This window comes from Microbacterium testaceum StLB037, assembly GCF_000202635.1.
GTDB classification, from domain to species: domain Bacteria; phylum Actinomycetota; class Actinomycetes; order Actinomycetales; family Microbacteriaceae; genus Microbacterium; species Microbacterium testaceum_F.
In genome coordinates this window covers 3,516,936-3,543,377 of record NC_015125.1, presented here as the reverse complement: position 1 = coordinate 3,543,377, position 26,442 = coordinate 3,516,936, and the positions used below count along the sequence as shown (strand labels likewise).

Annotated in this window: 29 protein-coding genes; 6 read left to right on the top strand and 23 right to left on the bottom strand. The window is 69.9% G+C overall.

Going from position 1 to position 26,442, the window contains the following annotated elements:
- Positions 1 to 36: 36 nt before the first annotated feature.
- The 3 genes from pyrH to rpsB all read right to left on the bottom strand — a co-directional run bounded on the left by pyrH (position 37) and on the right by rpsB (position 2,850).
- The gene (gene pyrH / locus MTES_RS16190) at positions 37 to 756 is read right to left on the bottom strand and encodes a UMP kinase (protein ID WP_013586362.1); all 720 of its coding nucleotides are present in this window, start codon (positions 754 to 756) and stop codon (positions 37 to 39) included.
- 130 nt (positions 757 to 886) lie between these two features.
- Positions 887 to 1,714 carry a translation elongation factor Ts gene (tsf, locus tag MTES_RS16185; protein ID WP_013586361.1) on the bottom strand — a complete coding sequence of 276 codons (828 nt, stop codon included), beginning with the start codon at positions 1,712 to 1,714 and terminating at the stop codon, positions 887 to 889.
- Positions 1,715 to 1,866: 152 nt separating this feature from the next.
- Entirely contained in the window at positions 1,867 to 2,850 is a 984-nt protein-coding gene (gene rpsB, locus MTES_RS16180) for a 30S ribosomal protein S2 (protein ID WP_013586360.1), read from the bottom strand.
- A 341-nt stretch (positions 2,851 to 3,191) separates the two neighbouring features.
- Between rpsB and MTES_RS16175 the strand changes: the two genes are divergently transcribed.
- A complete protein-coding gene (locus MTES_RS16175; RefSeq protein ID WP_013586359.1) occupies positions 3,192 to 3,689 on the top strand; it encodes a murein hydrolase activator EnvC family protein in 498 nt (165 codons plus the stop codon).
- 16 nt (positions 3,690 to 3,705) lie between these two features.
- Here the strand turns inward: MTES_RS16175 and MTES_RS16170 are convergent, their stop codons facing one another.
- From MTES_RS16170 to MTES_RS16125, 10 genes are all read right to left on the bottom strand, one after another.
- Positions 3,706 to 4,335: a DUF3060 domain-containing protein gene (locus tag MTES_RS16170; protein WP_013586358.1), complete on the bottom strand. Its 630-nt coding sequence runs from the start codon at positions 4,333 to 4,335 to the stop codon at positions 3,706 to 3,708.
- 167 nt (positions 4,336 to 4,502) lie between these two features.
- On the bottom strand, positions 4,503 to 5,408 hold the full coding sequence (locus MTES_RS16165; RefSeq protein ID WP_013586357.1) for a tyrosine recombinase XerC: 906 nt from the start codon (positions 5,406 to 5,408) through the stop codon (positions 4,503 to 4,505).
- 60 nt (positions 5,409 to 5,468) lie between these two features.
- The gene (gene dprA / locus MTES_RS16160; RefSeq protein WP_013586356.1) at positions 5,469 to 6,632 is read right to left on the bottom strand and encodes a DNA-processing protein DprA; all 1,164 of its coding nucleotides are present in this window, start codon (positions 6,630 to 6,632) and stop codon (positions 5,469 to 5,471) included.
- Positions 6,629 to 8,152 carry a YifB family Mg chelatase-like AAA ATPase gene (locus MTES_RS16155; protein ID WP_013586355.1) on the bottom strand — a complete coding sequence of 508 codons (1,524 nt, stop codon included), beginning with the start codon at positions 8,150 to 8,152 and terminating at the stop codon, positions 6,629 to 6,631. The genes dprA and MTES_RS16155 overlap by 4 nt, the downstream gene beginning before the upstream one ends.
- Positions 8,149 to 8,511, bottom strand: coding sequence for a YraN family protein (locus tag MTES_RS16150; protein ID WP_013586354.1), 363 nt, complete (start codon positions 8,509 to 8,511; stop codon positions 8,149 to 8,151). The genes MTES_RS16155 and MTES_RS16150 overlap by 4 nt, the downstream gene beginning before the upstream one ends.
- Positions 8,512 to 8,631: 120 nt before the next feature.
- Complete coding sequence (locus MTES_RS16145) at positions 8,632 to 8,955, bottom strand: DUF2469 family protein (protein ID WP_013586353.1); 324 nt, start codon at positions 8,953 to 8,955, stop codon at positions 8,632 to 8,634.
- 78 nt (positions 8,956 to 9,033) lie between these two features.
- Entirely contained in the window at positions 9,034 to 9,687 is a 654-nt protein-coding gene (locus tag MTES_RS16140) for a ribonuclease HII (RefSeq protein ID WP_013586352.1), read from the bottom strand.
- Positions 9,684 to 10,436 carry a signal peptidase I gene (gene lepB, locus MTES_RS16135; protein WP_013586351.1) on the bottom strand — a complete coding sequence of 251 codons (753 nt, stop codon included), beginning with the start codon at positions 10,434 to 10,436 and terminating at the stop codon, positions 9,684 to 9,686. The genes MTES_RS16140 and lepB overlap by 4 nt, the downstream gene beginning before the upstream one ends.
- A gap of 144 nt (positions 10,437 to 10,580) precedes the next feature.
- A complete protein-coding gene (gene rplS / locus MTES_RS16130) occupies positions 10,581 to 10,928 on the bottom strand; it encodes a 50S ribosomal protein L19 (protein ID WP_043363166.1) in 348 nt (115 codons plus the stop codon).
- A gap of 160 nt (positions 10,929 to 11,088) precedes the next feature.
- On the bottom strand, positions 11,089 to 11,580 hold the full coding sequence (locus MTES_RS16125) for a hypothetical protein (protein WP_043361609.1): 492 nt from the start codon (positions 11,578 to 11,580) through the stop codon (positions 11,089 to 11,091).
- 107 nt (positions 11,581 to 11,687) lie between these two features.
- Here MTES_RS16125 and map point away from each other — a divergent pair, with 107 nt between their 5' ends.
- Complete coding sequence (gene map, locus MTES_RS16120; protein ID WP_013586348.1) at positions 11,688 to 12,470, top strand: type I methionyl aminopeptidase; 783 nt, start codon at positions 11,688 to 11,690, stop codon at positions 12,468 to 12,470.
- Between the two features lie 161 nt (positions 12,471 to 12,631).
- On the opposite strand, the gene trmD is transcribed toward map, so the two are convergent.
- Genes trmD through rpsP form a run of 4 tightly spaced genes read right to left on the bottom strand, consistent with a single transcriptional unit; the run spans position 12,632 to position 14,616 of the window.
- Complete coding sequence (trmD, locus tag MTES_RS16115) at positions 12,632 to 13,321, bottom strand: tRNA (guanosine(37)-N1)-methyltransferase TrmD (RefSeq protein WP_013586347.1); 690 nt, start codon at positions 13,319 to 13,321, stop codon at positions 12,632 to 12,634.
- 1 nt (position 13,322) lies between these two features.
- A complete protein-coding gene (rimM, locus tag MTES_RS16110) occupies positions 13,323 to 13,964 on the bottom strand; it encodes a ribosome maturation factor RimM (RefSeq protein ID WP_013586346.1) in 642 nt (213 codons plus the stop codon).
- On the bottom strand, positions 13,964 to 14,194 hold the full coding sequence (locus MTES_RS16105; protein ID WP_013586345.1) for an RNA-binding protein: 231 nt from the start codon (positions 14,192 to 14,194) through the stop codon (positions 13,964 to 13,966). Before MTES_RS16105 ends, rimM begins: the two co-directional genes overlap by 1 nt.
- Positions 14,195 to 14,199: 5 nt before the next feature.
- Positions 14,200 to 14,616 carry a 30S ribosomal protein S16 gene (rpsP, locus tag MTES_RS16100; RefSeq protein ID WP_013586344.1) on the bottom strand — a complete coding sequence of 139 codons (417 nt, stop codon included), beginning with the start codon at positions 14,614 to 14,616 and terminating at the stop codon, positions 14,200 to 14,202.
- A 194-nt stretch (positions 14,617 to 14,810) separates the two neighbouring features.
- Here rpsP and MTES_RS16095 point away from each other — a divergent pair, with 194 nt between their 5' ends.
- Entirely contained in the window at positions 14,811 to 15,974 is a 1,164-nt protein-coding gene (locus MTES_RS16095) for a glutamate--cysteine ligase (protein WP_043361607.1), read from the top strand.
- A gap of 69 nt (positions 15,975 to 16,043) precedes the next feature.
- Positions 16,044 to 16,766: an SGNH/GDSL hydrolase family protein gene (locus MTES_RS16090; protein ID WP_013586342.1), complete on the top strand. Its 723-nt coding sequence runs from the start codon at positions 16,044 to 16,046 to the stop codon at positions 16,764 to 16,766.
- A gap of 43 nt (positions 16,767 to 16,809) precedes the next feature.
- Here MTES_RS16090 and ffh read toward each other — a convergent pair whose 3' ends face one another.
- Both ffh and MTES_RS16080 read right to left on the bottom strand, forming a co-directional pair.
- Positions 16,810 to 18,354 carry a signal recognition particle protein gene (gene ffh / locus MTES_RS16085; RefSeq protein WP_013586341.1) on the bottom strand — a complete coding sequence of 515 codons (1,545 nt, stop codon included), beginning with the start codon at positions 18,352 to 18,354 and terminating at the stop codon, positions 16,810 to 16,812.
- 52 nt (positions 18,355 to 18,406) lie between these two features.
- A complete protein-coding gene (locus tag MTES_RS16080; RefSeq protein ID WP_013586340.1) occupies positions 18,407 to 18,955 on the bottom strand; it encodes a TetR/AcrR family transcriptional regulator in 549 nt (182 codons plus the stop codon).
- 66 nt (positions 18,956 to 19,021) lie between these two features.
- Between MTES_RS16080 and lipB the strand changes: the two genes are divergently transcribed.
- Positions 19,022 to 19,660: a lipoyl(octanoyl) transferase LipB gene (gene lipB, locus MTES_RS16075; RefSeq protein ID WP_043361603.1), complete on the top strand. Its 639-nt coding sequence runs from the start codon at positions 19,022 to 19,024 to the stop codon at positions 19,658 to 19,660.
- Complete coding sequence (gene lipA / locus MTES_RS16070; RefSeq protein WP_013586338.1) at positions 19,657 to 20,691, top strand: lipoyl synthase; 1,035 nt, start codon at positions 19,657 to 19,659, stop codon at positions 20,689 to 20,691. Before lipB ends, lipA begins: the two co-directional genes overlap by 4 nt.
- Positions 20,692 to 20,698: 7 nt before the next feature.
- Here the strand turns inward: lipA and MTES_RS16065 are convergent, their stop codons facing one another.
- The 4 genes from MTES_RS16065 to smc form a co-directional block, all read right to left on the bottom strand.
- Positions 20,699 to 21,127: an MSMEG_6728 family protein gene (locus MTES_RS16065; RefSeq protein WP_013586337.1), complete on the bottom strand. Its 429-nt coding sequence runs from the start codon at positions 21,125 to 21,127 to the stop codon at positions 20,699 to 20,701.
- Positions 21,128 to 21,131: 4 nt separating this feature from the next.
- Positions 21,132 to 21,632: a DUF2004 domain-containing protein gene (locus MTES_RS16060; protein WP_013586336.1), complete on the bottom strand. Its 501-nt coding sequence runs from the start codon at positions 21,630 to 21,632 to the stop codon at positions 21,132 to 21,134.
- A 71-nt stretch (positions 21,633 to 21,703) separates the two neighbouring features.
- A complete protein-coding gene (gene ftsY / locus MTES_RS16055; protein ID WP_013586335.1) occupies positions 21,704 to 22,576 on the bottom strand; it encodes a signal recognition particle-docking protein FtsY in 873 nt (290 codons plus the stop codon).
- Between the two features lie 4 nt (positions 22,577 to 22,580).
- Positions 22,581 to 26,102, bottom strand: coding sequence for a chromosome segregation protein SMC (smc, locus tag MTES_RS16050; protein WP_013586334.1), 3,522 nt, complete (start codon positions 26,100 to 26,102; stop codon positions 22,581 to 22,583).
- Positions 26,103 to 26,442: the final 340 nt, after the last annotated feature.

Below are 26,442 nucleotides of genomic sequence, written 5' to 3'. Positions count from 1 at the left end.
CGCGCGTGGGCCCGAGACCCGGGCCCACGCGGCGGGTCACGCCGTGACGAGCGTGCCCATCGTGTCGCCGAGCAGCGCGCGGGTGACGTTGCCCTCGGGCTCCATCCCGAACACGCGCATGTCGATGCCGTTGTCCATGCACAGGCTGAAGGCGGTCGAGTCCACGACCTTCAGGCCCTTCTGGAGCGCATCGTTGTAGGTGAGGTGATCCAGCTTCGTCGCGGTCGGGTCGACGCGCGGGTCGGCCGTGTAGACGCCGTCGACGCCGTTCTTCGCCACCAGCACCTCGACGGCACCGATCTCGAGAGCACGCTGGGCGGCCACGGTGTCGGTGGAGAAGTACGGGAGTCCCGCGCCGGCACCGAAGATCACGACGCGGCCCTTCTCGAGATGGCGCACGGCGCGGCGCGGAATGTAGGGCTCCGCCACCTGGGTCATCGAGATCGCCGACTGCACGCGCGTCGCGGCACCCGCCTGCTCGAGGAAGTCCTGGAGGGCGAGGGCGTTCATCACGGTGCCGAGCATTCCCATGTAATCGGCACGCCCGCGGTCCATGCCGCGCTGGCTCAGCTCGGCCCCGCGGAAGAAGTTGCCTCCACCCACGACGATCGCGATCTCGACGCGATCGACCGCCTCCGCGATCTCCCGTGCGATCTGGCTGACCACGTCGGGATTGACTCCCAGCTGGCCTCCGCCGAACGCCTCACCCGACAGCTTCAGGAGCACCCGGCGGCGCTTGCTCGCTTCATCGATCACGTGTCATGTCCTCTCGTTCTGTCCAAACTATCTGCCGCGCCGCGGACTCGAAACGTCGCGCGCGCAGGAAAAAGGCCCGGGATGCCATGGCATCCCGGGCCTTGTGACGGGCCGTCAGCCTGTCGAGGTGTTACGCGCCGACCTTGAAGCGGGCGAAGTCGGTCAGCGTGAGACCGGCGTCGGACGCGACCTTCGCGACGGACAGCTTGTTGTCCTTCGCATAGTCCTGGTCGAGCAGGGCGACCTGCTTGAAGAACGCGTTGACGCGGCCCTCGACGATCTTCGGCAGGGCGGCCTCGGGCTTGCCCTCGTTGCGGGAGATCTCGGTGACGATCTCGCGCTCCTTCTCGACGTCGGCCTCGGGCACGGCGTCGCGGGTGAGGTACGAGGGGTTCGCGAACGAGATGTGCTGAGCGATCGAGCGAGCCGTCTCGGCGTCGTCACCGGTGTAAGCGAGCACCACGCCGACCTGCGGGGGAAGGTCCTTGCTCGTCTTGTGCAGGTAGACCTCGAACTTGTCGCCCGAGATCGTGCGCACGCGACGCAGTTCGACCTTCTCGCCGATGATCGCGGCCTCGTCGGAGATGAGCTGCTCGACGGTCTTACCGTCGGCGTCGGCGGCCAGAGCGGCCTCGACCGAGTCGGCGCCCGCGGCGGCCGCCGCGTCGACGACCTTGTCGGCCAGCGCGATGAAGCGCTCGTTCTTGGCGACGAAGTCGGTCTCGCAGGCGAGCTCGAGCAGAGTGACCGAACCGTTGTTCTCGCGGGCGACGACGAGGCCTTCGCTCGTCGAGCGGTCAGCGCGCTTCGCGTTGCCCTTGGCGCCCTTGAGGCGCAGGATCTCGACGGCCTTCTCGACGTCGCCGTCGGCCTCCTCGAGCGCCTTCTTGGTGTCGACCATGCCGGTGCCGAGCTGCTCGCGCAGCGCCTTGATGTCGGCGATCGTGAAGTTTGCCATGGTGTGGCGTCTCCTTGTCGTGTGCGTTCTTGATAAAAGCTCGGCGGGGTCGTGGCACCGTGCCTCACGAGGAGGTCCGGTCACGACCCCGCCGGATCGTAGCCTGTGCGGGTGACGCGCGTGACACCCGGAGGTGACGCGTGTCGCGCGGATTACTTGCTGTCAGCAGCCTCGGCGTCGGCGACCTCGGCGGCGGACTCGCCCGACGCGGCGGCGACAGCCTCGTCGTGAGCCTCGGCACCGGCGGCGTCATCGGCCGACTCGGTCGCGGCCTGGCCCTCGGCGGCCTGCTCGTCGGCGACGATCTCCGACGCCTCGGCCTTGGCCTCGGCGAGGTCGGCGACCTTCGCGGTCTCGGCGGACGACTGCTCCGGGGCACCGGACTCGAGGAGTTCACGCTCCCACTCGGCGAGGGGCTCGGCGGCCTCGTCCTCACCGGCGGGCTGGTGACGCTGGATCAGGCCCTCGGCCGCGGCGTCGGCGATGATGCGCGTGAGCAGGCTCACGGAGCGGATCGCGTCGTCGTTGCCGGGGATCGGGTACTGGAACTCGTCGGGGTCGGCGTTCGTGTCGAGAATGCCGATCACGGGGATGCCGAGCTTCTTGGCCTCGTCGACCGCGAGGTGCTCGCGCTTGGCGTCGACGACCCAGATGGCGGACGGGGTCTTCTGCAGGTTGCGGATACCGCCGAGCGACTTGTGCAGCTTGTCGAGCTCGCGCTTCTTGAGCAGGAGCTCCTTCTTGGTGAAGCCGCTCTCGGCGGGGTTCTCGTAGTCGAGCTCCTCGAGCTCCTTCATGCGGGCGAGACGCTTCGACACCGTCTGGAAGTTGGTGAGGAGGCCACCGAGCCAGCGCTGGTTGACGTAGGGCTGGCCCACGCGGGTCGCCTGCTCGGCGAGGACTTCCTGCGCCTGCTTCTTGGTGCCGACGAAGAGGATGGTGCCGCCGTGCGCGACGGTCTCCTTGACGAATTCGTACGCCTTGTCGATGTACCCGAGCGACTGCTGCAGGTCGATGATGTGGATGCCCGAGCGCTCGGTCAGGATGAAGCGCTTCACCTTCGGGTTCCACCGACGGGTCTGGTGTCCGAAGTGAACGCCGCTGTCGAGCAGCTGGCGGATGGTGACGACGGCCATGGTCGTACTCCTGTTTCTGGGCGCTCGCGCGCCGTGGTTGTGGTTGATCGCGCCGGACGATTCGTCCGACGAGCCTGGTGCCCGGCGCACACCCGCCACCCGCCGAAGCGGAGGACCATGGGGTGTGGATGCCACGCGATGCGCCGTCCGGGAGGACGGCGCGCTGCGCTCTGGGCACGCGGAGTCATCTCGAATACACGAGATGCGTCCTTCAGTGTACAGGACGGTGCTCGACGAACGCTCTCCGCGACGGCTCCTCCCCCGCGGCGTGTTTCGCCGAGGCATCCCCCATCCGGCCGATGCGCGCGCCGGGCGATCAGCGTCGCCGCCACGATTGCCCCGTGAGACATTTCGTTCCCCGTGCGCCGGCGCTGCTGGTCGTGGTTCTGCTCGCCGTGACGACGGGAGTATCGCCGGCCGCCGCCGATGATCTGTCCGAGCGCGGGTGGGTGTGGCCGGTCGACGACGTTCAGCTCGTTCGCCGGTTCGAGGCGCCCGCGCACGCCTACGGCCCGGGCCACCGCGGTGTCGACCTCGGCTCCGCCGTCACCGTTCGCGCGCCCGCAGCGGGTCGCATCGCGTTCGTCGGAATGGTGGCGGGCCGCGCGGTCGTCACGATCGACCACGGGGACGGCCTCGTGACGACACTGGAGCCGGTCCTCACCGACCGCGAGGTGGGCGACGCCGTGTCTCGAGGATCGCCGGTGGGGGTTGTCGCGGCAGGAGGCCACGCGGGGCCGGGGACGGTCCACTTCGGCGTGCGACGCGAGGGCGAGTACATCAATCCCCTACGGCTCCTGGGTGGTGTCCCGCGGGCTGTCCTGCTTCCGTGCTGCTGAATCCGGCAGGGTCGGGTCAGCCGACCTGGTTGTCGCGCCCCTCGATCGTGCTGTCTCCGATCCCGCCGCCGGCGCGGACGCCGTTGTTCTGACCGCGGATCGCGACGGAGGAGATGGCGCCGGCGGCGGTCACCTGGGTGCGGTCGCCGCTGAGATCGACGCGTTCGATCGCCCCGGCCGACGTGATCACACCATCGTTGCCCTGGACGGAGAGGGCGGTGATCGAGGCGGCATCCACACGGACACGGTCACCCGCGATCGCCAGCGTTCCGATCTGCGCCGTCGTCGCGTCGACGGTCATCGCGCTCCCGGAGACCGAGAGCTGTGCGCAGGAGCCCGTCACACGCACGGTCTGCTCGCTTCCGGAGATCGACGTCGGTGCGCCGTCCGCGCACGTCACCGCGTCATCGTCCGTGGTGCCGGCGTCGTCGGTGCTTCCGGCGTCGTCCGTCGCCGAGGGGACGGAGGAGGGCGCGGCGGGGACGACCGAGGGCGCCGGGACGTTCACCGTGGGCGCCGCGCTGGCACCCGCCGCCGGGGGAAGACGCGCCACCGTCGGCTGCGGGGACAGCGAGCATGCAGCCAGAGCGACGGCGAGGGTCCCCGCTCCGACGGCAGCGCTCAGGACCCGGCCACGAACGTTCACCTCTCCCACGGTAGGGCCGAGCGGGCGCGGGCGCCATCCCCGCGGATGCGAACCGCGGCGGTCGACGCGCAGCCTGACGTCTGTGCAGCCCGACACGATCGGAACGGATGCCTCGCGGTGCGGCGGTTGTTCTCGCCCGGGAAGGCAGGCCGTACGCCGAGGGCGGGTCACGCGCGCGGATGCGCCAGCCGGTAGGCCTCGCGCAACCGCTCGCCCGACACGTGCGTGTAGATCTGCGTGGTCCCGAGACTCGCGTGGCCCAGGATCTCCTGCACGCTGCGGAGGTCTGCGCCGCCGTCCAGGAGGTGCGTCGCCGCGGAATGCCGCAGGGCGTGCGGCCCCAGTGTCTCCGCGCCCACGACGGGTGCGACCACCCTCGACACGAGCGCATGCACGGCACGGGGTCCCAGGCGCGCTCCGCGTGCGCCGAGGAACACCGCGGGTCCGGCCACGCCGTCGCCCCGAGCACTCAAGACGGGTCGCCCGCGCACGACGTACGCCTCGAGGGCGCGGGCCGCCGGCACACCGTACGGAACGACCCGTTCTCTGTCGCCCTTGCCCCGTACACGGAGCGTCCGGCTCTCCCGATCGACGTCGTCGAGGTCGAGGCCACACAGCTCCGACACCCGCGCCCCCGACCCGTACAGGACCTCGAGTATCGCGTGATCGCGCAGGGCGACGGGTTCTCCCGACTCCGCGTGGGCCGCCGCTCCCGCGAGCACCTCGTCCAGCGCGGAGGTCGTCGCCACGACGGGGAGCGTGCGTCCGCGCTTGGGGGCCACGAGACGGGGGGACGGGTCGACCTCGATCAGGCCCTCTTCCCGCGCCCAGGAGAGGAATGCCCGGGCGGCCGAGGTGCGGCGGGCGGCAGTCGCCTTCGCCCGTCCCGCGGAAGTCGCTTCCCACTGCCACTGCCGGAGCGCCTCGATGTCGAGTTCGTCGAGCGGAGCATCGCCGGTCGAGCGGGCCAGATCCGCGAGGTCGGAGCGGTAGGCGCGGACCGTCGCGGGCGAGAGCCGACGCACCGTGGCGAGGTGCGTCAAGAACGCCTCGGCGGCGACGGAGATGCGCATGCGTCCAGCCTGCCCCCGCGCGAGCCCCGACAGCGGAGGGCGCGCACGGCATCCGGTTTCTCATCCGCGTACCGAGCGCCATCCGCCGTCCTCATCCCTCACCACGCGTCCCGCGAGCTGAGCCAGGCCGAGCTGCGTCTGCACCTGGGCAGAGGACAGTCCGCTTCGACGCGCGATGTCGTCCGCGCCCCGGGCGACCCGGCTCGACAGGGCGTCGAACAGCCGGGTCGTGTCATCCGTTCGGCCCTCGCCGCCGCGGGAAGTGGCGCCGGCGTCGGGTTCGGGTGAGTGGCCGATCATCTCGCGGACATCGTCCGCCGACGTCACGCACACTCCCCCGTACTCGCGCAGGATGCGATGGCATCCGGCCGAGGCGGCCGACGTGATCGGGCCGGGGACCGCCCCGAGCGCCCGACCGAGCGTCGCCGCGTGGGCGGCCGTGTTCAACGATCCGCTTCGCCATCCCGCTTCGACGACCACCACGGCGTCCGCCATCGCGGCGATGAGCCTGTTCCGCGAGAGGAACCGCCACTTCGTGGGACTGGAGCCGCACGGTGTCTCACTCCACACCGCACCGGTGTCGGCGATGCGGTCGAGGAGCCCTTCGTGCCCCCGCGGGTAGGCCCGATCCACTCCGCCCGCGAGGAACGCCACGGTTCGCGCCCCGGCTGCCAGAGCGGCTCGATGCGCCGCGCCGTCGATGCCGTAGGCCGCGCCCGACACGATCGTGACGCCGGCAGCGCCGAGTTCGGCGGAGAGGTCGGCCGTGACCCCCTCGCCGTACGGGGTGGCCGCTCGCGCGCCCACGATGGCGACGGACGGGGCATGGTTCATCTCCGTGCAACCGCGCACCCACAACGCCACCGGGGCATGCACGCCCAGATCGTCCACCCGCGACGGCCACGACGGGTCACCGGGCACCACGAGTCGTACGCCCGCTCGCCGCGCACCGTCGAGAGCACCGCGGACGGCATCGGAACGCAACCGCGGAGTCCACCGCGCGCGGGCCGGCGCCCATCGGTCCTCCGAGGGCGCCGCCGCGACACGGAGAGCCTCGACGGGACCCACGGCCGCGATCAACGCGCCCGCCGCGCCGTCGCCGGGCTCGGCGATCACGTTCCACACGACCCGCGCATAGGTCTCCTGCTCGGCGCCGGCGACGACGCCGTCGATGCCGCGGAGCGCGGAGCGCGCGGCATCCGTCGACAGGTCCGGCAGGGTCACGCGCTCATCCCCCGCCGCAGGTACAACGCGCGTCCGATGTCGTCGACCGTGATCTCGTCGTGGCCGGCGATGTCGGCCACCGTCCACGCCACGCGCAGCAACCGGTCGTAGCCGCGCAAGGTCAGCGCTCCGCGGCGAAGCGCGACGTCCAGGGGCCGCAGGACCTCGGCCGAGGGCGCAGCCGGCCCCCGTATCCACGTCCCGGGGACGTCGGCGTTGCGCGACCACGGGGTATCGACCCACCGCCGGGCGGCCCGCTCACGGGCGGTGACAACAATCGCCCGGGCCTCCCGCGTGGTGACGGTCCGCGCCTCGGCCTCGCGGCGCGCAGCGGACACCCGCTGGAGGCGCAAGTCGATGTCGATCCGGTCCAGAAGCGGTCCCGACAGCCGACGGGTGTATCGCCGGATGGCCTGCGGCGCGCACTCGCACGACCCGCCGGGAACGCCATGCTGCCCGCAGGGACAGGGGTTCGTCGCGACGACGAGCTGGAACCGAGCCGGATAGGTCGCGGCAACGCCGGAGCGGTGCAGATGGATCACCCCGCTCTCCAGCGGCTGACGGAGCGCGTCGAGCACGGAGGCGGGGAACTCGCCTCCCTCGTCCAGAAACAGCACGCCCTCGCTCGCGCGAGCGATCGCGCCGGGACGCACCACCCCTGATCCGCCCCCGATGAGGGCGGCCGCACTCGCACCGTGGTGAGGACTCTCGAACGGGGGTGTCCGGGACAGGTGCACCACGGTCTCGCCGGAGAGCGAGCGCACGGATGCCACGGACAGGGCCGCCTCATCGTCGAGGTCGGGAAGGATGCCGGGAAGCCGTCGAGCCAACATCGTCTTCCCCGCACCGGGTGGCCCGCTCATGAGCATGTGATGGCCTCCGGCTGCCGCGACGACGAGCGCGTCGACCGCATCCGTCTGTCCGACGACGTCTGCGAGTTCGAGCGGGGCCTCGTCGGTCGGGGGCGGCGCGCTGGGGAGCACGGGCTCGAGCTCGATCGCGTCACAGGTACCCCCGTGCCACCGGACGACCTCGGCGAGGCACTTCGCGGCACACACCTCCACGCCGTCGACGAGTCGAGCCTCCCCCGCGTTGGCCGCCGGAACGACGACACGACGGTGCCCCGCCCGCTGCGCCGCGACGACCGCGGGGAGCACTCCCGGAACCGGACGCAACCGACCGTCGAGCCCGAGCTCCCCGATGTGCACGGTGGTGGCGACGCGAGTGGCATCCATCATCCCCGTCGTCGCGAGCGCCGCCACCGCGATCGCGACGTCGAACCCCGAACCGCGCTTGGGGAGGCTCGCCGGGGACAGGTTGACGGTGATCCGACGCTTGGGCAGATCGAGCCCGCGGTTCGCGCAGGCGTTTCGCACGCGGCGGCCCGCCTCGCCGAGGGCCTTGTCCGGCAGGCCGATGATGGAGAACTCCGGGGTCTGCTGCGACAGATCTGCTTCGACGTCGACGAGGTCTCCGCGCAGGCCCGAGAGCGCCACGGCCCAGGTGCGCGCGACGGTCACAGCGCGTCCTCCAGGTGCTCGAGCCGGCCCGTCGCGGGGTCGGGGCCGGTCACCGCGATGGCATCGATGCGGAGTCGGCGTCCGCGTGCCTCATCGGGGTGCTCCGCCATCCAGGCCATCGCCAGTCGCCAGAGCCGCGCGGCTTTCCGCGCATCGATCGCGTCGAACGGGTGACCGAACGCCTCGCTCGTGCGGGTCTTGACCTCGATCACCACGAGAGCGCCGTGATGGTCCGCGACGATGTCGATCTCGCCCTGGGAACACCGCCAGTTGCGGTCGAGGATCCGGTAGCCACTGGTGCGCAGATGCGCCACCGCGCGGTTCTCGCCGGCTCGTCCGAGTTCGTCTTTCGCTGCCATGCCCGAGAGCGTGGCATCCCGAGACGACGTGTCGAGGGCTCACCCCGGCCTTCCGTGGATGGACCCGCCAATCCCCGGAATGGGGAGGAGGCTCACCCGTGCGATGCCGGGTCACGCCCCTCAGTTGTCGAGCGAGAGCTCCTCCGGGAGCTGGAAGTCCCGACGCGAGAGCTCTTCGACGTTCACGTCCTTGAACGTGAGCACGCGCACCGACTTCACGAAACGGTCGGCACGGTAGATGTCCCACACCCACACGTCGGACATCGAGATCTCGAAGTAGAAGTCGTGCTCGGTGTCGCGGCGGACGACGTTCACGTCGTTGGCCAGGTAGAACCGGCGTTCGGTCTCGATCACGTACTGGAACTGCTGCACGACGTCGCGATACTCGCGGTACAGGGCCAGTTCGAGTTCGCGGTCGTAATCCTCGAAGACGTCGTCATCCATGGTCTCTCCATCCTAGGTGCGCCCGGTCCTCGGGGTCGCACGGCGCCCTCGCCCCGGGCGCGTCCGCGTCGAGCCGGATCAGAACAGCGTCGGCGCCGCGGCGATCGCCCACGAGTGCCGGTGGTGCACGCTCATCCCGTGAGCCGAGATCGCCTCGCGGTGATCGAGGCTCGCGTACCCCTTGTTGCGCGCCCAGCCATACGCCGGCAGATCGTCGTGCAGATACGTCATGACGGTGTCGCGCGCGACCTTGGCGATGACGGATGCCGCGGCGGCACTCGCGCAGTCCCGGTCGGCCTTCACGATGGGCTGAACACGGAGACCCGACTCTCCCGCCGGTGTGATGTAGTCGTGATTGCCGTCGAGGATGACCAACGCGTCCTCGGGCACGACACCGTGCGCCCGAAGATCGGCGATCGCCCGGACCGCGGCGAGACCGAGGGCCCGGATGATGCCGATCTCGTCGATCTCCTCCGAGCTCGCCCAGCCGACGGCACTGTGCTGGACGAACGCCGCCGCGCGCGCGGCCACCTCGGGACGACGGGCCTCGGGAACGAGCTTCGAGTCGCGCAGGCCGGTGGGCACACGCTTACGCGACCGCGACGGATCGATCACCGCGGCGCCGACGGCCACCGGACCGGCCAGCGCTCCACGCCCCACCTCGTCGCACGCGATGACAAGTGCGTGCTCCTTGAGAAGGCGACGCTCGAGGGTCAGCGTCGGCTCGATCACGGCGTGGCCTCGGGCGCGGGCACCCCCGCGAACACGTTGTGGTGGAAGTCGATGATCCCGAAACGGGAGAAGGGCCACGTGATGAGGAAGGCGCGTCCGACGACGTTGTCGATCGGCACGAAACCGTGGCCCGGCTGATCCTGATTGAAGCGGGAGTCCTTCGAGCTGTTCCGGTTGTCGCCGAGCACCCAGAGCGAGCCCTGGGGCACGGTGATGTCGTACGGAACCGGGTTGGGCGCGGTCGCGCCGGGGAAGAGCTTCACGTACGGCTCGTCGAGGGGCACGCCGTTGACGGAGGTCTGCCCCAGGGCGTTGCAACACACCACGTGGTCACCCGGCGTTCCGATCACGCGCTTGATGAGGTGATCGTCGCTGTCGGGGGCGGAAAGGCCGAACAGCGAGAGGACCCAGTCGGCTCCCTCTTCGAGGGGCGGACGTGCCGGACGGGTCGAGACGGGGAGCCACCCGCCCGGATCGCGGAAGACGACGACGTCACCGCGCGAGTACTGCCCGAAGCGGGGGGTCAGCTCGTCGACGAGGATGCGGTCCTGTTCGATGAGCGTGTTGTTCATCGAGGCGGAGGGGATGTAGAACGAGCGGACCACGAACGTCTTGACGAGGAACGAGACGGCCAGCGCGATCAGGATGATGACGACGATGTCGCGGAGGAATGCGCCCCACCCTCGTCGCCGACGGTCCGAGGGGGCGGATGCCATGGCATCCGGGGTCGACGCGGTCTGGTCGCTCATCACAAAGATCCTTCACCGGGCTCGCCGCACACCGGAGAACCGCAGGAACAAGGGTCGCACATCGAAAGCGCGATGCCGCACGACGTCACCCGGAAAACGCCGAACGCCCCGCGACGAAGTCGCGGGGCGTTCGAGAGAGTCGACTCAGCGGTCGCGCTTCTCCTTGATCTTGGCCTTCTTGCCACGCAGGTTGCGCAGGTAGTACAGCTTGGCGCGGCGCACGTCGCCGCGCGTGACGACCTCGATGTGGTCGATCACGGGGCTGTGGACCGGGAAGGTGCGCTCGACGCCGACCTGGAAGCTGACCTTGCGGACGCAGAAGGTCTCGCGCACACCGTCGCCCGAGCGGCCGATGACGACCCCCTGGAACACCTGGATACGCGAGCGGTTGCCTTCGGTGATGTTGACGTGCACCTTGACGGTGTCACCGGGGCCGAAGGCGGGGATGTCGGAGCGGAGCGAAGCCGCGTCGACGGAGTCGAGGATCTGCATGATCATCACTTCCTGCGACCGCCACAGGTCGATCGCACGATAAGAGGGAAAAAGGTGAGGCGTGCCCGAGGCCGCGAAAGCGGCTGGACTCCCCTGAGGCAGAGCTGGTCAGGGCACAAACATCTATTCTGCCACGGCAGAAGACACGCGCCAAACCAGGTCAGTCGCGGGGCGTGCTCTCCGACACCACGATCACGTCTCCGCCGACGCGCGGACGCGGACGTTCGGCCGTCGGCGGAATGTAGGCGGTGCCGTCCTGCGCGTGCATCACGGTCATCGAACCGCGCGCCTCGTTCCACAGCTGGGCCAGCGAGGACCAGAACAGGACGAGCGCTCCGACCACACTGAGGACGAGCAGGGGAAAGAAAGCGCGCGAATCGTAGAAGCCCAGCGCAACGATCACGACGTGCCAGATGCCGAGCCCGAGGACGTCGCGCCACGCGACAGCACGCCCGAGACGGACGCTCGTGCGCGCACGGACCAGGAGCGTGAGCAGAATCTGCGACACGAACACCGTGGGAGCGGCGATGAGCAGCCACAGCAGGGCCCACGCGCTTCCGCCGGCGAACACGATCCATCCGACGAACAGCCAGAGCGGCAGGACGAAGGCTGCGGGGAACAGCCAGCGGAGGAACACTCGGCGAAGCACCATGGATCGAGGCTACGCACCGTCACTGTGCACCGCCTATGAGTGCGGCAGGTGCACGTCGGGCGGCACGAACGGATCGGGGACAATGGGAGAGACGAAGGGAACCACCGATGATCGAACTGCGCACCCCTGCCGAGATCGAGGCGATGCGGCCGGCCGGCCGTTTCGTCGCCGAGGTGCTGGCCACGCTGCGCGACGAGACCAAGGTGGGAACCAATCTCCTCCACCTGGATCGCCGCGCCCACGACATGATCCGTGCCGCGGGGGCTGAGTCCTGCTACATCGACTACCACCCGTCCTTCGGAGCGAGCCCCTTCGGAAAGGTCCTCTGCACCTCGATCAACGACGCGGTCCTGCACGGCTTGCCCCACGACTACGTGCTGCGCGACGGCGACCTCGTCTCGCTCGACTTCGCGGCATCCGTCGACGGATGGGTCGCCGACTCGGCGGTCTCGTTCGTGGTCGGCACCCCCCGCGACGAAGACCTCGCGCTCATCGACACGACCGAACGCGCTCTGGTCGCCGCGATCGACGCCGCGACCGTCGGACACAAGATCGGCGACATCTCCGCGGCCATCGCCGCTGTCGCCCACGCCGAGGGCTTGAGCATCAACACCGATTTCGGCGGTCACGGCGTGGGCCGCACGATGCACGGCGACCCGCACGTGGCCAACGACGGCAAGGCCGGCCGCGGATACCCTCTCCGCGCGGGCCTGGTCGTCGCGCTCGAGCCGTGGTTCCTGCAGACCACCGACGAGCTCGTCACCGACCCCGACGGCTGGACCCTGCGCAGCGTCGACGGCTCGCGCGGCGCGCACTCCGAGCACACCGTCGCGATCACCGCCGAGGGCCCGATCGTGCTCACCGACCGGTCGTTCCTCGGCGTGCGCTGACGACGGATTCCGGATGCCGCGGCTTCGGGGTCGTGGCATCCGTCCCGTCCGACCGGGCAGAGACGCGCGTTCCGCGCGGATTACTGCGAGAGTCGCGATCGTCCGCGAGTTCCGCGCTCGCGTCGCCGAGATTCTGGGGTCCGCGCCGCTCCCGCGGGGCGTCAGTCCGCGAGCAGGTCCGGACGACGCTCGCGCGTGCGAACGAGCTGCTGCTCCCGGCGCCACGCGGCGACCGCACCGTGATTGCCGCTCAGCAGGACCGGCGGAGCCTCGCGTCCGCGCCAGACCGAGGGCTTGGTATATGAGGGGTACTCGAGCAGACCGTCTTCGTGCGATTCTTCGACGAGGCTCTCGGGGTTGCCCACGACCCCGGGGATGAGGCGGCCGATGGCCTCGACCATCGCCATGACGGCGACCTCTCCCCCGTTGAGGACGTAGTCGCCCAGGCTGAGGAGGCGGACGTCGCCGAGCTCCGCGGCGTAGTCGAAGACACGCTCGTCGATGCCCTCGTAGCGACCGCAGCCGAACACCAGGTGCTGCGCCGTCGACAGCTCGCGGGCGGTCGCCTGGGTGAATCGCTCACCGGCCGGCGAGGGGAAGATGATGACGGGGCGCGGGGCGGAATCGCCCACGATGTCGTCGAGCGCTTCACCCCACGGCTCCGGCTTCATCACCATGCCGGCGCCCCCACCGTAGGGGGTGTCGTCGACGGTGCGGTGGCGGTCGTGCGTGTAGTCGCGCAAGTCGTGGACGCGGACGTCGAGCAGGCCGGTCGTGCGGGCCTTGCCGAGCAGCGACACCTCGAGGGCGTCGAAGATCGTCGGGAAGATCGACACGACGTCGATGCGCATGTCAGTCCTCGCGGGCTGCGGAAGCGTCGTCGGAGTCGTCGCGGTCCGAATCTTCGGGCTCGTCTCCGTCGTCGCTCGGCAGGTCTTCGAAGAGCCCCGCCGGGGGTGTCACGACCACTCGGCCACCGGCGATGTCGACCTCGGGGACGATGGCGCTCACGAACGGGACGAGCACCTCACGGTCCTCGCCCGACGGGCGCACGATCAGCAGGTCCTGCGCGGGGAAGTGGTCGACGCGGACCACGCGTCCCACGACCTCGCCGTCGCGGACGACGTCGAGTCCGACGAGCTGGTGGTCGTACCACGCGTCGTCTTCGGCCGGGGCGTCGGCGGTGTCCTGGTCGATCCAGAGGATCGCCTTGACGAGTTCTTCGGCGGCATTACGATCGTCGACGCCCTCGAAGAAGGCGACGGGGTGCGAGTTCATCCAGCGGAACTCCCGGACCGTCAACGGACGGCCGTGCCACGGCGACGACTCCGGCACCTGCAGAGTGAAGGTGTTCCCCGGGACGAAGCGTCCCTCGGGGTCGTCGGTGTAGAGCTCGAGCTTGAAGGCGCCCTTCAGGCCGTGGGCCTTGACGAGCCGCCCCACGCGGAGCTGTGTCTTGGCGGGCTGTCCGCCCGCGATGTCGCCGGCCGCCATCAGTCGTCGGCCACGTCGACGCGCACGCGGCGCCCGTCGGCGAGGGCGGAGACGACGGTGCGCAGAGCCTTGGCGGTGCGTCCGCCGCGCCCGATCACGCGACCCCGGTCATCGGGGTGCACGCGAACCTCCAGCACATCGCCCCGGGGCGAGGTGCTGGAACGGATGGTCACGTCCTCAGGGTGATCGACGATCCCCTTGACGACGTGTTCGAGCGCGGCAGACAGCACGAGGACTACTCGGCCGAGGTCTCGGCGGCGTCGTCGGCCGAAGCGTCGGCCGCGGGGGCCTCCGCCTTCTTCTCGGCCTTGGGCTTGACGACCGACTTCTTGGACGCGTCGGCCTCGAAGGCCGCCTTGGGCTCGCGCACCTTGACGGTGGACACGGCGTCCTTGTCGCCCTTGAACTTGCCCCAGTCGCCGGTGAGCTTGAGGATCGCCGCGACCTGCTCGGTGGGCTGGGCGCCGACCGAGAGCCAGTACTGCGCACGCTCGGAGTCGACCTCGATGAACGAGGGCTCCTCGGTGGGGTGGTACTTGCCGATCTCCTCGATCACACGACCGTCGCGCTTGGTGCGCGAGTCGGCGACGACGATGCGGTAGTAGGGCGCACGGATCTTACCGAGACGCTTGAGACGGATCTTGACAGCCACGAATTTTCTCCTGGATGGTGAAAAGCGAACGAACTGGTCGCCTGGAGCGTGGGGTGCACACCCGGCGGAAGCTCAAAAAAGGCGGGCCGGCACTGGATAGAGGGTCGAGTGCCTGGTCCGACCCTCTATTCTGCCAGATGACACCGCGAGGCGCGAAACAGAGAGTGCCGCGTGTCCCATGTCAGACTGACCGGATGACGCTGCCGTTCGCTTCCTCAACGCGATCATCCGTGGGGCTGGAGTGGGAACTCATGCTCGCCGACCGCGACACGGGCGATCTCGTGCCCCGCGCGCCCGAGATCCTGGAGCTCGTCGAGGAGCGCACCGCCCTCGAGCGCTACACCGTGACGGGCGAGCTGCTGACGAACACGGTCGAGGTCACCAGCGGTGTCGGCGACACGGTGGCCGCGGCCGTCGACGACATCGCCGACGCCATCGGCGCCCTCCGCGACGAGACGGAGAAGCGCGGCATCGAACTGCTCTGCGCGGGGAGCCACCCCTTCGCGCAGTGGTACGACCAGCAGGTCACCGACAAGACCAGGTATCACACCCTCATCGAGCGCACCCAGTGGTGGGGGCGCAACATGATGATCTGGGGGGTGCACGTGCACGTGGGCGTCGACTCCGTCGACAAGGTGCTCCCGATCGTCAACGCGCTGACCGTCTTCCTCCCGCACCTGCAGGCGCTGTCGGCATCCAGTCCCTTCTGGGCCGGAGAGCGCACCGGTTACGTCTCGAACCGCTCCCTGGTCTTCCAACAGCTGCCGACGGCGGGGCTCCCCTGGCAGATGGAGACCTGGGGTCAGTTCGAGAGCTACCTCGACGACATGATCCGCACGGGCGTGATGGCGGATGCCACGGAAGTGCGGTGGGACATCCGTCCGGCGCCGCGCTGGGGAACCGTCGAGATCCGCGCGTGCGACGGGATGTCGACCCTCCCCGAGCTCGCCGCCGTCGCGGCGCTGGCCCAGACCCTCGTCGAGCACTTCTCGCGCCTCCTCGACGAGGGCCGGGAACTGCCCGGCATCCCTCCGTGGTTCGCCCGCGAGAACAAGTGGCGCGCTGCGCGCTACGGACTCGACGCACGCGTGATCGTCGACCGCGAGGGAACGCAGCGCCCCGTCGTCGAGCACCTGCGCGAGACCATGGAGGAGTTGGCGGACGTCGCGGTCGAGCTGAAGTGCGCGCGGGAGTTCGCCGGCCTCGAGACGATCCTCGCCACCGGCGGAAGCTCCGCACGGCAGGTCGCGGTCGCGGACGCCGCCGACGGCGACCTGCGCGAGGTCGTGCAGCACCTCATCCGGGAGTTCCGCGCCGGACCGACCCTGCGCGAGCACCTCGCGGCGCTCCGTGTCTGAGCCGTCCGCCGCCGCCGGGTGATGCCCGCTCGGCGGATTCTCATAGACGGGCCGCTCTAAGATCACGCCATGACCTCCGCACGCACCCGCTCGCGCCGACCTCTGGCAGCGCTCCTCGCGGGTCTGGTGGTCATCCTCGCCGCGTGCGCCCCCGAGCCCGCGGCTGCGCCGCGACCCGAGTTGACCTTCGCGGTCGACTCCCCGACCCCGGCCCCGTCGACGAGCACTCCCCCGCGCCTCCGCGTCGTCACGGTCGGCGACTCACTCATGTCGGGCGCCGGACTGACGCTGGGCGAGGCCTGGCCCGACCTCATGGCATCCCGCGCTCATCTCGCGTTGACGAACCTGGCCTGCGGAGGAATGGGGTTCGTGGTGGACGGTGAGTGCGGAACGAACTACGCGGGGTTCGCTCCCGCGGTCGCGGCGCTGCAGCCCGATCTGCTCATCGTGGAGTCGTCGAGCAACGACTTCTGGCAAGACGCCGACGACATCCGCTCGAGCACCATGGCCACCGTCGACGAACTCCACGAAGCGGCGCCCGCGGCGCACATCGTCGGCTTGAGCACGATCTGGAACGACGAATCCGACATCCCCGATGACAACGCCGTCACGTCCCAGGCCCTGCAGGAGGCGATCGACGCGGTCGGCGGCACATACATCGACATCGGACAGCCGCTTCTCGGGCACCCCGAATGGCTGCAGGACGACGACGTACATCCCACGGCTCGCGGACAGAAAGCGATCGAGCAGACGATCGTGTCCGCGCTGCAGGACGCAGACATCCTCCCCTGACCGACGCGTGCCCTGATCGACGCGTCTTGCAGGGAGCGCGGCGTCAGCCGCGACCGAGCATCTTCTGCAGCTCCGCGAGGTCGGCCTCGCTCGGCGCCGCCTGACCGCCCAGGCCGAAGCCCGACCCGGTCGGAGCGGTGGATGCCGCGATGCCGGCGTTCTCGGCGGCGCGCTTGGCCGGGTTGCCCGACCTCGAGCCCTTGGCCTTCTGCTGCTTGCCGCGCTTCGACGACGCACCGGGCTTGCCCCCCACCGGACCCATGCCGGGGATGTTGGGCACACCGCCGCGCGCGACGGTCTTCATCATCTTCGCGGCCTGCTCGAAGCGCTGGACCAGCTGGTTCACGTCGGTGACGGTCATGCCCGAACCGCGGGCGATGCGAAGACGCCGGGACCCGTTCAGGACCTTCGGGTTGCGGCGCTCGACCGGGGTCATCGAGCGGATGATCGCCTCCGTGCGGTCGATCTCACGCTCGTCGAAGTCCTCGAGCTGCTGCTTCATGTTTCCCATGCCCGGGAGCATCCCGAGCATCTTCTTCATGGAGCCCATCTTCTTCATCTGCTGCATCTGCTCGAGGAAGTCCTCGAGCGTGAACGTCTCGGTCGCGAGCTTCTCGGCGACCTTCATCGCCTCGGCCTCGTCGAAGGCGTTCTGCGCCTGCTCGATCAGCGTGAGGATGTCACCGAGATCGAGGATGCGGGATGCCATGCGGTCGGGGTGGAACGGCTCGACGTCGTCGAGACCCTCACCGGTCGACGCGAAGATGATCGGGCGTCCGGTCACCGAGGCGACGGACAGCGCGGCGCCACCGCGGGCGTCACCGTCGAGCTTCGACAGCACGACGCCGGTGAAGTCGACGCCGTCCTGGAACGCCTTGGCCGTGTTCACGGCATCCTGACCGATCATCGCGTCGATGACAAACAGCACCTCATCGGGCTGGGTGGCCGTGCGGATGTCGGCGGCCTGCTTCATCAGCTCGGCGTCGACGCCGAGGCGGCCGGCGGTGTCGATGATGACGATGTCGTGCTGCTGACGCGTGGCGTAGGCGACGCCGTCGCGCGCGACCTTGACGGGGTCGCCGACGCCGTTGCCGGGCTCGGGCGCGTAGATGGCGGCACCGGCGCGCTCCGCGACGACCTGGAGCTGGTTGACGGCGTTGGGGCGCTGGAGGTCGCAGGCGACGAGAAGGGGCGTGTGCCCGTCCTTCTCGAGCATCTTCGCGAGCTTGCCGGCGAAGGTCGTCTTACCCGAACCCTGGAGGCCGGCCAGCATGATGACCGTCGGCGGGTTCTTGGCGAACTGCAGGCGACGCTGCTTGCCGCCCAGGATGCCGATGAGCTCGTCGTTGACGATCTGCACGACCTGCTGCGCGGGGTTCAGCGCACGGTTGACCTCGTCGCCGAGCGCGCGTTCGCGGACCGCGGCGGTGAACTCCTTGACCACGGGCAGCGCCACGTCGGCGTCGAGGAGGGCGCGGCGGATCTCGCGCACCGTCCCGTCGACGTCGGCGGGCGTGAGCTGGCCCTTCTTCCGGAGATTGCGGAAGGTCTCTGTGAGCCGGTCGGAGAGGGTGCCGAAAGTCGCCATGATGAGTCGAGTTTACGCGGCACGAGGCACACCCGCCGCCCGGGCAGAAGCGTCAGGCCGTCGCGAGGGCTTCCGCCAGCGTCTCGGGAAGCGATCGTCCCGCGGCCGTGCGGTCCGCCCACGCCCAGACGGCGGCGAGGACGGCGGCCGACAGTGCGCCCGCCCGCACCTGCGCGGTGAGCGGCGGGACGCCGTCCCGCACCAGGCGAGCGGCGACCTCGCGCTGCAGCTGGAACTGGCGCACCGCGCGGTCGCGGTCGAGTTCGGCGGCGATGCCCATGGCATCCGCATTCGTGATGGCGAGGGCGAGGGCGTCGGGGTCCAGGCCGTCTCCGATCACCGTCAGCGCCTGTCGCGGGTCGACGCCGTCGCGGAGCAGCCCGACGCCCCGGGCGGATTGCTCGTCGAATCCCGACCACAGCACGTCGCTCTTCGCCGAGAAGTAGTTGAAGAAACTCGAGCGGCTGACGCCGGCACGGCGGGTGATGTCCGATACCGAGGTCGCCTCGTACCCGCGCTCGAGGAAGAGCTCGCACGCGGCTTCGGCGAGGACCTCCCGGGACGACGCGCGAGGTCGTCCGCTCCGGCTCGCTGAGGTCATCACCACAGCCTAGGAGACGGTCGCGCATGTATTGTTAGACGCAATCCAACAAAGGCGGGAGCGGTGATGCTCGACATCCATCACTCGGGGTTCGCCCCCGACTACGTGCCGTACCTCGACGGCTGGGCCGAGCAGCGGCGCGTCCACGCCGACGTCGTGTCGGGCAGGCGTCCCGACACCCTCCTGCTCCTCGAGCACGAGGCGGTGTACACGGCGGGCAAGCGCACCGAGGACCACGAGCGTCCCGATGACGGAACTCCCGTGATCGACGTCGACCGAGGCGGCAAGATCACCTGGCACGGCCCCGGTCAGCTCGTGGGCTACCCGATCGTGCGTCTGCCCGAACCGGTCGACGTCGTCGCGCACGTCCGACGCCTCGAATCCCTCATCATCGCCGCCCTCGCCCCGCTCGGCGTCGACGGCATCCGCGTCGACGGACGCAGCGGCGTGTGGGTCCAACGCCCCCTCGGCCTCGACAAGGTCGCGGCGATCGGCGTCCGCGTCGAAAAAGGAGTGACCATGCACGGCTTCGCCGTCAACTGCGACAACACCCTCGCGGGCTTCCGGCACATCGTCCCCTGTGGGATCACGGATGCCGGCGTGACCACCGTGAGCGAGGTGATCGGCGCCGACGTCTCCCCCGGCGATCTCGTGCCGCGCATCGTCGACGTCTTCCGCGCCGAGTACGCGGGGGTGGCCGCATGAGCACCTGTGGCACCGGAACGGCCGGGGTGCCGGCATCCACTGCTCCGAACGGGCGGAAGCTCCTGCGCCTCGAGGTCCGCAACGCGGAGACGCCGATCGAGCGCAAGCCCGAGTGGATCAAGACGAAGGCCAGGATGGGGCCGGAGTACACGGCGCTGCAGAACCTCGTGAAGAGCGAGGACCTCCACACGGTGTGCCAGGAAGCCGGCTGCCCGAACATCTTCGAGTGCTGGGAGGACCGCGAGGCGACCTTCCTCATCGGTGGCTCACAGTGCACGCGACGGTGCGACTTCTGCCAGATCGACACCGGCAAGCCCGCCGACTACGACACCGACGAGCCCCGGCGGGTCGCCGAGAGCGTGACCCGGATGCAACTGCGTTACGCGACGGTCACGGGCGTCGCCCGCGATGACCTCCCGGACGAAGGGGCGTGGCTGCACGCCGAGACCGTCCGTCGGATCCACGCCGAGAACCCGGGGACGGGCGTGGAGATCCTCGCCACCGACTTCTCCGGGAACCCCGTTCTGCTCGAGGAGGTCTTCTCCTCCCGCCCCGAGGTCTTCGCCCACAACGTCGAGACGGTTCCGCGCATCTTCAAGCGGATCCGCCCCGCTTTCCGCTACGAGCGCTCCCTCGGCGTGCTGACCGCGGCACGCGACGCCGGGCTCATCACGAAGTCCAACCTCATCCTGGGAATGGGCGAAGAGCCGGAGGAGGTCGTGCAGGCCCTGCGCGACCTGCGCGAGGCGGGGACAGACATCATCACCATCACCCAGTACCTGCGACCGACCCCGCGCCACCTGCCGGTGCAGCGGTGGGTCAAGCCCGCCGAGTTCGTCGCGTTCAAGGAGGAAGCGGAGCGCATCGGCTTCCTCGGTGTTCTGGCGGGTCCCCTCGTCCGCTCGTCCTACCGCGCCGGTCGCCTGTGGGCGCAGTCGATGGTCTCGAAGGGCCGCGAGATCCCGCCGCACCTCACGCATCTGGCGAAGGACATCGCGGCCGCCGAGGCGGGCTTCGCCCAGGCCGTCTGATGCTCGCTCAGACCGGCCAGACGTAAGGCAGGTCGGCGGGCACCGGGCCGAAGCGCGGCACGTAGAAGTCGGCATCCTTGCGGATGAGGTTGGAGCGATGCGAGAGGTGGAATGCCTCGTCGCCGAGCCAGGCAGGGACGACCAGGTCGGCTTGCGAGAGACCGTCGACCTCGGGTGCGAAGACGCGGATCTTCTCGCGCACGGTGTCGTTGCGGCCCTGAACGATCCACTCGTCGGTCATCGCGAGGCCGTAAGACACGAGCGCCGGGAGGAAGCCGACCCACATCTTCGCTGCGGGATGGTTGCGCCAGCCGTGTCCCGGGACCGTGAGGGCACGCAGCAGCTGGAAGGTCTCGACGCGCTGCTTTCCGAGCCGCTTCGTGTCGAGGACCGCGGCGGATTCCGCGAACGACGGGTAGGGCAGGAACGTCTGCACGGGTTCAGTCGGCGCTGGTGACCGACTGCACCGTGCCGTCCGAGGCGAGATTGACGAGGAGCACGTCGTCGGTGGCATCCGGATCGAGGGCGTACTCGAGCACCGCGAAGGGGTCGGACCCGCCGTGCTCGTCCGCGAGGATCGTCACACTCATCAGCTGCATCGACTTGATGACGTCGATGTGGGTGTCGCCGGAGGGATCGATGAGGAGGTCGTCGATCTCCTCTCCGAGAGTCGCCTGCTGCTGGAGGATGTATTCCGTGACCTCGCTCGTGCGCGAGTCGAGTTCACCGACCATGGCGTTCCGCGCGGCGAGGTCGATCGCCTCGAGGGCGGAGATCATGGCCGCCGCCACGTCGAGCGCCTCCACGGACACGTCGTCCTGATCGGGGGCCGTCAGGTCGACGGTCACGCTCTGGTCGCCGAACTCGACGTTCTCGGACCAGAAGATCGACCCGTCGGGTCCGGACTCGAGGAGTCCGAAGAAATCGTGCTCGATCGCCATACCCCCATGAAACCAGTCCCCACCCGCTTCGGGAAGGCGACCCGCCCGGTGCGGGCGACGCGATCCGTTCGTCAGTCGACGAGCGAGGAGGCGAAGACGTGCGGGGTGAAACCCGTGAGGTCGTTGATGCCCTCGCCCTGACCGAGGAGCTTGACGGGAATGCCCGTGCGCTCCTGCACGGCGAGCACGAAGCCGCCCTTCGCGGAGCCGTCGAGCTTGGTCAGCACGAGTCCCGTCACCCCGGCGCTGTCGAGGAAGGCCTGCGCCTGCATCAGCCCGTTCTGGCCCGTCGTGGCATCGAGGACCAGCAGCACCTCGGCGATCGGCGCCTGCTTCTCGATCACGCGCTTGATCTTGCCGAGCTCGTCCATGAGCCCGCCCTTGGTGTGGAGGCGCCCGGCGGTGTCGACCAGGACGATCTCGGTCCCCGTCTCCTTCGCGTGCGCGACGGTCTGGAAAGCGACGGATGCCGGATCCTGGCCCTCGTGCTGAGGACGGACGATCGTGGCTCCCCCGCGCTCCGCCCACGTGGCGAGCTGGTCCACCGCGGCGGCGCGGAAGGTGTCCGCGGCCCCGACGACGACGGTGCGTCCGTAGCGCTGGAGGAACTTGGCGAACTTGCCGATCGTCGTCGTCTTGCCGACGCCGTTGACGCCGACGACGAGGACCACCGCCGGCCTTTCGGTGAGGCGCAGCGTCGTGTCGAACTTTGCGAAGTGCTCCTCGAGCGTCTCCTTCAGCATGCGCTGCAGGTCGCGCGGATCGGTCGTGCGGAAGCGCTCCACCTTCTCGCGCAGCTCGTCGACGAGCCGTTCGGTCACGTCGGGACCGAAGTCGGCCGTCAGCAGAGCCGTCTCGAGGTCGTCCCACGTGGTCTCGTCGATCGTGGGTTTGACGAACAGCCCGCGCAACGCGCGGCCGAGCGACCAGGAGTTCTCAGCCATTCCCTCAGCTTACGGGGGCGACCTCGCGCGCGGCCGACGCCCGATCGCCGACGCGCTGGCCCACGACGGCGGACACCCCGTCCTGCCGCATCGAGACGCCGTAGAGCGCGTCCGCGATCTCCATCGTCCGCTTCTGGTGGGTGATGACGATCAGCTGGCTGCTCGAGCGCAGCTTCTCGAAGACCCCGAGGAGACGGCCCAGGTTCGCGTCGTCGAGGGCCGCCTCGACCTCGTCGAGGATGTAGAACGGGCTCGGACGGGCCGTGAAGATCGAGGTCAGGAACGCGACAGCGGCGAGGGACCGTTCCCCGCCGGAGAGCAGCGAGAGACGCTCGATCTTCTTGCCCACGGGGCGGACGGAGACCTCGATGCCCGTCGTCAACGGGTGTTCCGGATCGGTGAGCGAGATGCTCCCCGACCCGCCCGGGAACAGGATCGGGAAGATCTCGGTGAACGCGGCGCGCGTGTCCTCGAAGGCCGCGACGAAGATCGTCTGCATGCGCTCGTCGAGCTCGGCGATGATCGTCTGAAGGTCCGCTCGCGTCTGCTGCAGGTCGGCGAGCTGCTCGGTGAGGAAGGCGTGGCGCTGCTCGAGCGCGGCGAACTCCTCGAGAGCGAGTGGGTTCACCCGGCCCAGCTGACCGAGCTTGCGCTCCGCGTCCTGCAGGCGGCGCTTCTGCCCCGCTCGATCGAACGCGAGCGTCTCCCCCTCGACCTCCGTCGGAACGGGCTGATCCGGGCCATATTCCGAAACGAGAATGTCCTCGTCGAGCGCCAGCTCGGACTGCACGCGCTCCAACAGACTCGTGACGTGCAGGCGCTTCTCGTGCATCTGGAGCTCGAGCCCGTGAACGCTCTCGGTGAGGCGGGCGAGGCGTTCGCGGACCTCGGCCTCTTCGCCTCTGGCCCGCGTGAGGTCCGCCGACACCGCGGTGCGGGTGGCCTCCGCCGCCGCGAGCTCCACGCGCGCCTGGCTCACTGAGCGATCGACCGAGTCGAGGAGCGCGGGGAGCTGGGCCGCGACCTCGGCAGCGATCTCGCGCTGCGCGCGCCGGATCACGGCTCGCCGTGCGGCTTCCTCGGCGGCGGCCCGCTCCCGTTCACGCTGGTTCTCGAGCTGCACGATGCGAGCCTCGCCGGCGCGCACCCGCTCCTTGAGCGTCTCGATGTCGAGGCGCGCGCGCATCTCGGCCTCACGCGCCGACTCGAGTTCGAGGACCATGCCGTCTCGCGCCGAGGCATCGAGGATCGGACGAGGAGCCTCGAGGGCACGAGCAAGCGCCGCCTCGGCAACGACCGCCGCCTCTTCGGCCTCGGCGACAGCCGCGGAGGCCTGCGCCAGTCCTGCTTCCAGCCGTTCGCACTCGGCGACGGCAGCCTCGTGCCGCACCGTGATGCGGTTGACCTTCTCGGCCTGAGCCGCCAGCGCCGCATCATGTGCGCGCAGTGTGGCGAGGGTGTCTTTCGTGCGCTGTCGGGCGTCGACGAGCCCTCGCTGCGCGTCACCGAGGGCTTCGCGGAGCGAGTCGGCGACCACGACGATCTCCGCGAGCCGCTCCGCGGCGGCATCCCGCTCCGCCGCCAGTTCGAGCCGCGAACGCCCGGCGCCCGACCCCGCGCGCAGCGTGTGCGCCGTCAGGACCTCGCCGGCGCGCGTCACGAGAATTGTGCGCTCGTCGAGGTCGTTCAGCCCCGACTGGGCGGCATCCAGGTCGTCGACGATCACGAACCGAGCCAGGATGCCGAGGATGCCCGGCGGGGCGGTCACGACGTCGACGGCTCGCACGCCGCCCGCGACGACGGGCGCCGGTGAGCTGTCCACCGATGCGTCGGCGACAGCGATCTCGACCATGCCGAGGTCGTCCTCGGCTGCGGCACGGGCCGTGGCGAAGGCGGCGGCGGCATCGTCGACGAGCACACCCTCGGCGAGCGATCCGAGCGCTGCGGCGATCGCGGCTTCGTAGCCCGCGGTCACCTTGACGCCGTCTCCCACCAGTCCTCGGACGCCGGGTTGCCCCGAGGCGACCAGATCTGCCGCGGCGTTGCGCACGTCGAGCGCGCGTCCGAGGGCCGTCGTCTGCGCGGAGAGGGCGTCCCGCTCGCGCTCCGCGGCGTGCAGGCGTTCGCGCAGCTGGGCCACCGAGGTCTCGGCGTCGTTGGCCTCGCGTTGTGCGCGCTCATAGGCGGCCGCGTGCTCGGCCGACGACGCCTCGGGAGCCACCGTCGGATCCAGGTCGGCGAGGGCCTCCTCGGCCTCGGCTCGCCGGACCAACGCCGCGTCCAGAGCGCGCTGCTGGCGCTCCACGCCCGCGCGCACGGCATCCCGGGTCGAGGCCGCCGACGAGGCCGCACCGCGCAGGGCGGTGAGCTTCATGTCGTGCTCGGAGACCAGCGCGCTCTGCGCCGCGATGTCGATGTCGAGGGCGTCGAGGTCGGCGCGTGCACGCCCCACCACCCGCGCGGCATCGGCCGCGGCATCCTGTGCGTCACCGAGACCCGCGGCGATGTCGTCGATCTCGCCGCGGACATCGTCGATCATCGACTGCGTCACCGTCGGCGAGAAGGCGCCCGTGTCCCGGTCGTCGTCGGACAGCAGCGCGAGTCGCTGACCCGCGAGCGTATACAGGCCGCGCAGGCGCTCCTGCACCTGCTCGAGCGAGAACGCGACGCGACGGGCCTTGTCCACCGCCTCGGAGCGCTGTTCCTCTTCGAGTCGCTCGACGCGGTGACGGAGACCCTCCGCCTGCTCCTGCAGCACGAGCCGCTCGGTGTGGCGCTCGTTCTCGGCCCGCGCGGCGTCGGCGAGCTGCCCGCGCAGTCGCACGAGTTCGTCGGCGAAGAGTCGGGCCTTGGCATCGCGGACGACCGCCGCGATCGTGGCGGCTTCCCGTGCGATCTCGGCCTGCTTTCCGAGCGGCTTCAGCTGGCGGCGAAGCTCTCCGGCCAAGTCGCTGAGCCGAGTGAGATTGGTCTCCATCGCCTCGAGCTTGCGGACGGTCTTCTCTTTGCGGCGGCGGTGCTTCAGGATCCCCGCGGCTTCCTCGATGAAGCCCCGGCGGTCCTCCGCGGTCGCCTGCAGCACCGTGTCCAGGCGCCCCTGCCCGATGATCACGTGCATCTCGCGTCCGAGACCCGAGTCGCTCAACAGCTCCTGGACGTCGAGCAACCGGCTCGTCTGCCCGTTGATCGCGTACTCGCTCGCGCCGGTGCGGAACAGCGTCCGGCTGATCGTCACCTCGCTGTAGTCGATCGGGAGCGCGCCGTCGGAGTTGTCGATCGTCAGCTGCACCTCCGCGCGCCCGAGCGGACCGCGCGTCGAGGTGCCGGCGAAGATGACGTCCTCCATCTTGCCGCCGCGGAGGGTCTTGGCTCCCTGCTCCCCCATCACCCAGGCGAGCGCGTCGACGACGTTGGACTTGCCCGAGCCGTTCGGGCCGACGATGCAGGTCACCCCGGGCTCGAGCGCGAACGTCGTGGACTGCGCGAACGACTTGAAGCCCTTGAGCGTCACGCTTTTCAAGTGCACGTCGCCCCGCCTCCCGCCTGATCGTCCACGCTTCACGCTACCTGAGCAACCGCGGGATTCCGCGGCACCGAGCCGTCTGCGCCGCCAAGACGCGCCCGGGCGCCTGGCGAATCTGGACGTGAGCTTGACATTCGCTGACAGCCTTCGCTAGCGTCGGGGCTCGCAACCGACGACGAAAGGAGGTCCTCCCATGATTCGCAACACCACTGGCTTCGACGCCACCGGCTTCACCGCCGCCCCCGTGCTGTCCGCATCCTTTGCCGGAGTGACCACCGTCGTCGGAACGCCCGTCTTCCAGGGCTGACCCGTCGCGTCGAGACGCTCGTCGTCTCCGCTTCGC

What these genes read in the sequence shown, in the direction of transcription:
- ftsY (WP_013586335.1), bottom strand. Translation starts at nt 22,576, where the DNA reads ATGGCTGAGAACTCCTGGTCGCTCGGCCGCGCGTTGCGCGGGCTGTTC.
- MTES_RS16090 (WP_013586342.1), top strand. Translation starts at nt 16,044, where the DNA reads ATGACCTCCGCACGCACCCGCTCGCGCCGACCTCTGGCAGCGCTCCTC.
- MTES_RS16165 (WP_013586357.1), bottom strand. Translation starts at nt 5,408, where the DNA reads ATGCGCATCTCCGTCGCCGCCGAGGCGTTCTTGACGCACCTCGCCACG.
- MTES_RS16080 (WP_013586340.1), bottom strand. Translation starts at nt 18,955, where the DNA reads ATGACCTCAGCGAGCCGGAGCGGACGACCTCGCGCGTCGTCCCGGGAG.
- rpsB (WP_013586360.1), bottom strand. Translation starts at nt 2,850, where the DNA reads ATGGCCGTCGTCACCATCCGCCAGCTGCTCGACAGCGGCGTTCACTTC.
- map (WP_013586348.1), top strand. Translation starts at nt 11,688, where the DNA reads ATGATCGAACTGCGCACCCCTGCCGAGATCGAGGCGATGCGGCCGGCC.
- MTES_RS16125 (WP_043361609.1), bottom strand. Translation starts at nt 11,580, where the DNA reads ATGGTGCTTCGCCGAGTGTTCCTCCGCTGGCTGTTCCCCGCAGCCTTC.
- ffh (WP_013586341.1), bottom strand. Translation starts at nt 18,354, where the DNA reads ATGGCGACTTTCGGCACCCTCTCCGACCGGCTCACAGAGACCTTCCGC.
- MTES_RS16095 (WP_043361607.1), top strand. Translation starts at nt 14,811, where the DNA reads ATGACGCTGCCGTTCGCTTCCTCAACGCGATCATCCGTGGGGCTGGAG.
- rplS (WP_043363166.1), bottom strand. Translation starts at nt 10,928, where the DNA reads ATGCAGATCCTCGACTCCGTCGACGCGGCTTCGCTCCGCTCCGACATC.
- MTES_RS16145 (WP_013586353.1), bottom strand. Translation starts at nt 8,955, where the DNA reads ATGGATGACGACGTCTTCGAGGATTACGACCGCGAACTCGAACTGGCC.
- MTES_RS16150 (WP_013586354.1), bottom strand. Translation starts at nt 8,511, where the DNA reads ATGGCAGCGAAAGACGAACTCGGACGAGCCGGCGAGAACCGCGCGGTG.
- lipA (WP_013586338.1), top strand. Translation starts at nt 19,657, where the DNA reads ATGAGCACCTGTGGCACCGGAACGGCCGGGGTGCCGGCATCCACTGCT.
- MTES_RS16060 (WP_013586336.1), bottom strand. Translation starts at nt 21,632, where the DNA reads ATGGCGATCGAGCACGATTTCTTCGGACTCCTCGAGTCCGGACCCGAC.
- tsf (WP_013586361.1), bottom strand. Translation starts at nt 1,714, where the DNA reads ATGGCAAACTTCACGATCGCCGACATCAAGGCGCTGCGCGAGCAGCTC.
- trmD (WP_013586347.1), bottom strand. Translation starts at nt 13,321, where the DNA reads ATGCGCATCGACGTCGTGTCGATCTTCCCGACGATCTTCGACGCCCTC.
- lepB (WP_013586351.1), bottom strand. Translation starts at nt 10,436, where the DNA reads ATGAGCGACCAGACCGCGTCGACCCCGGATGCCATGGCATCCGCCCCC.
- lipB (WP_043361603.1), top strand. Translation starts at nt 19,022, where the DNA reads ATGCTCGACATCCATCACTCGGGGTTCGCCCCCGACTACGTGCCGTAC.
- rimM (WP_013586346.1), bottom strand. Translation starts at nt 13,964, where the DNA reads ATGGCGGCCGGCGACATCGCGGGCGGACAGCCCGCCAAGACACAGCTC.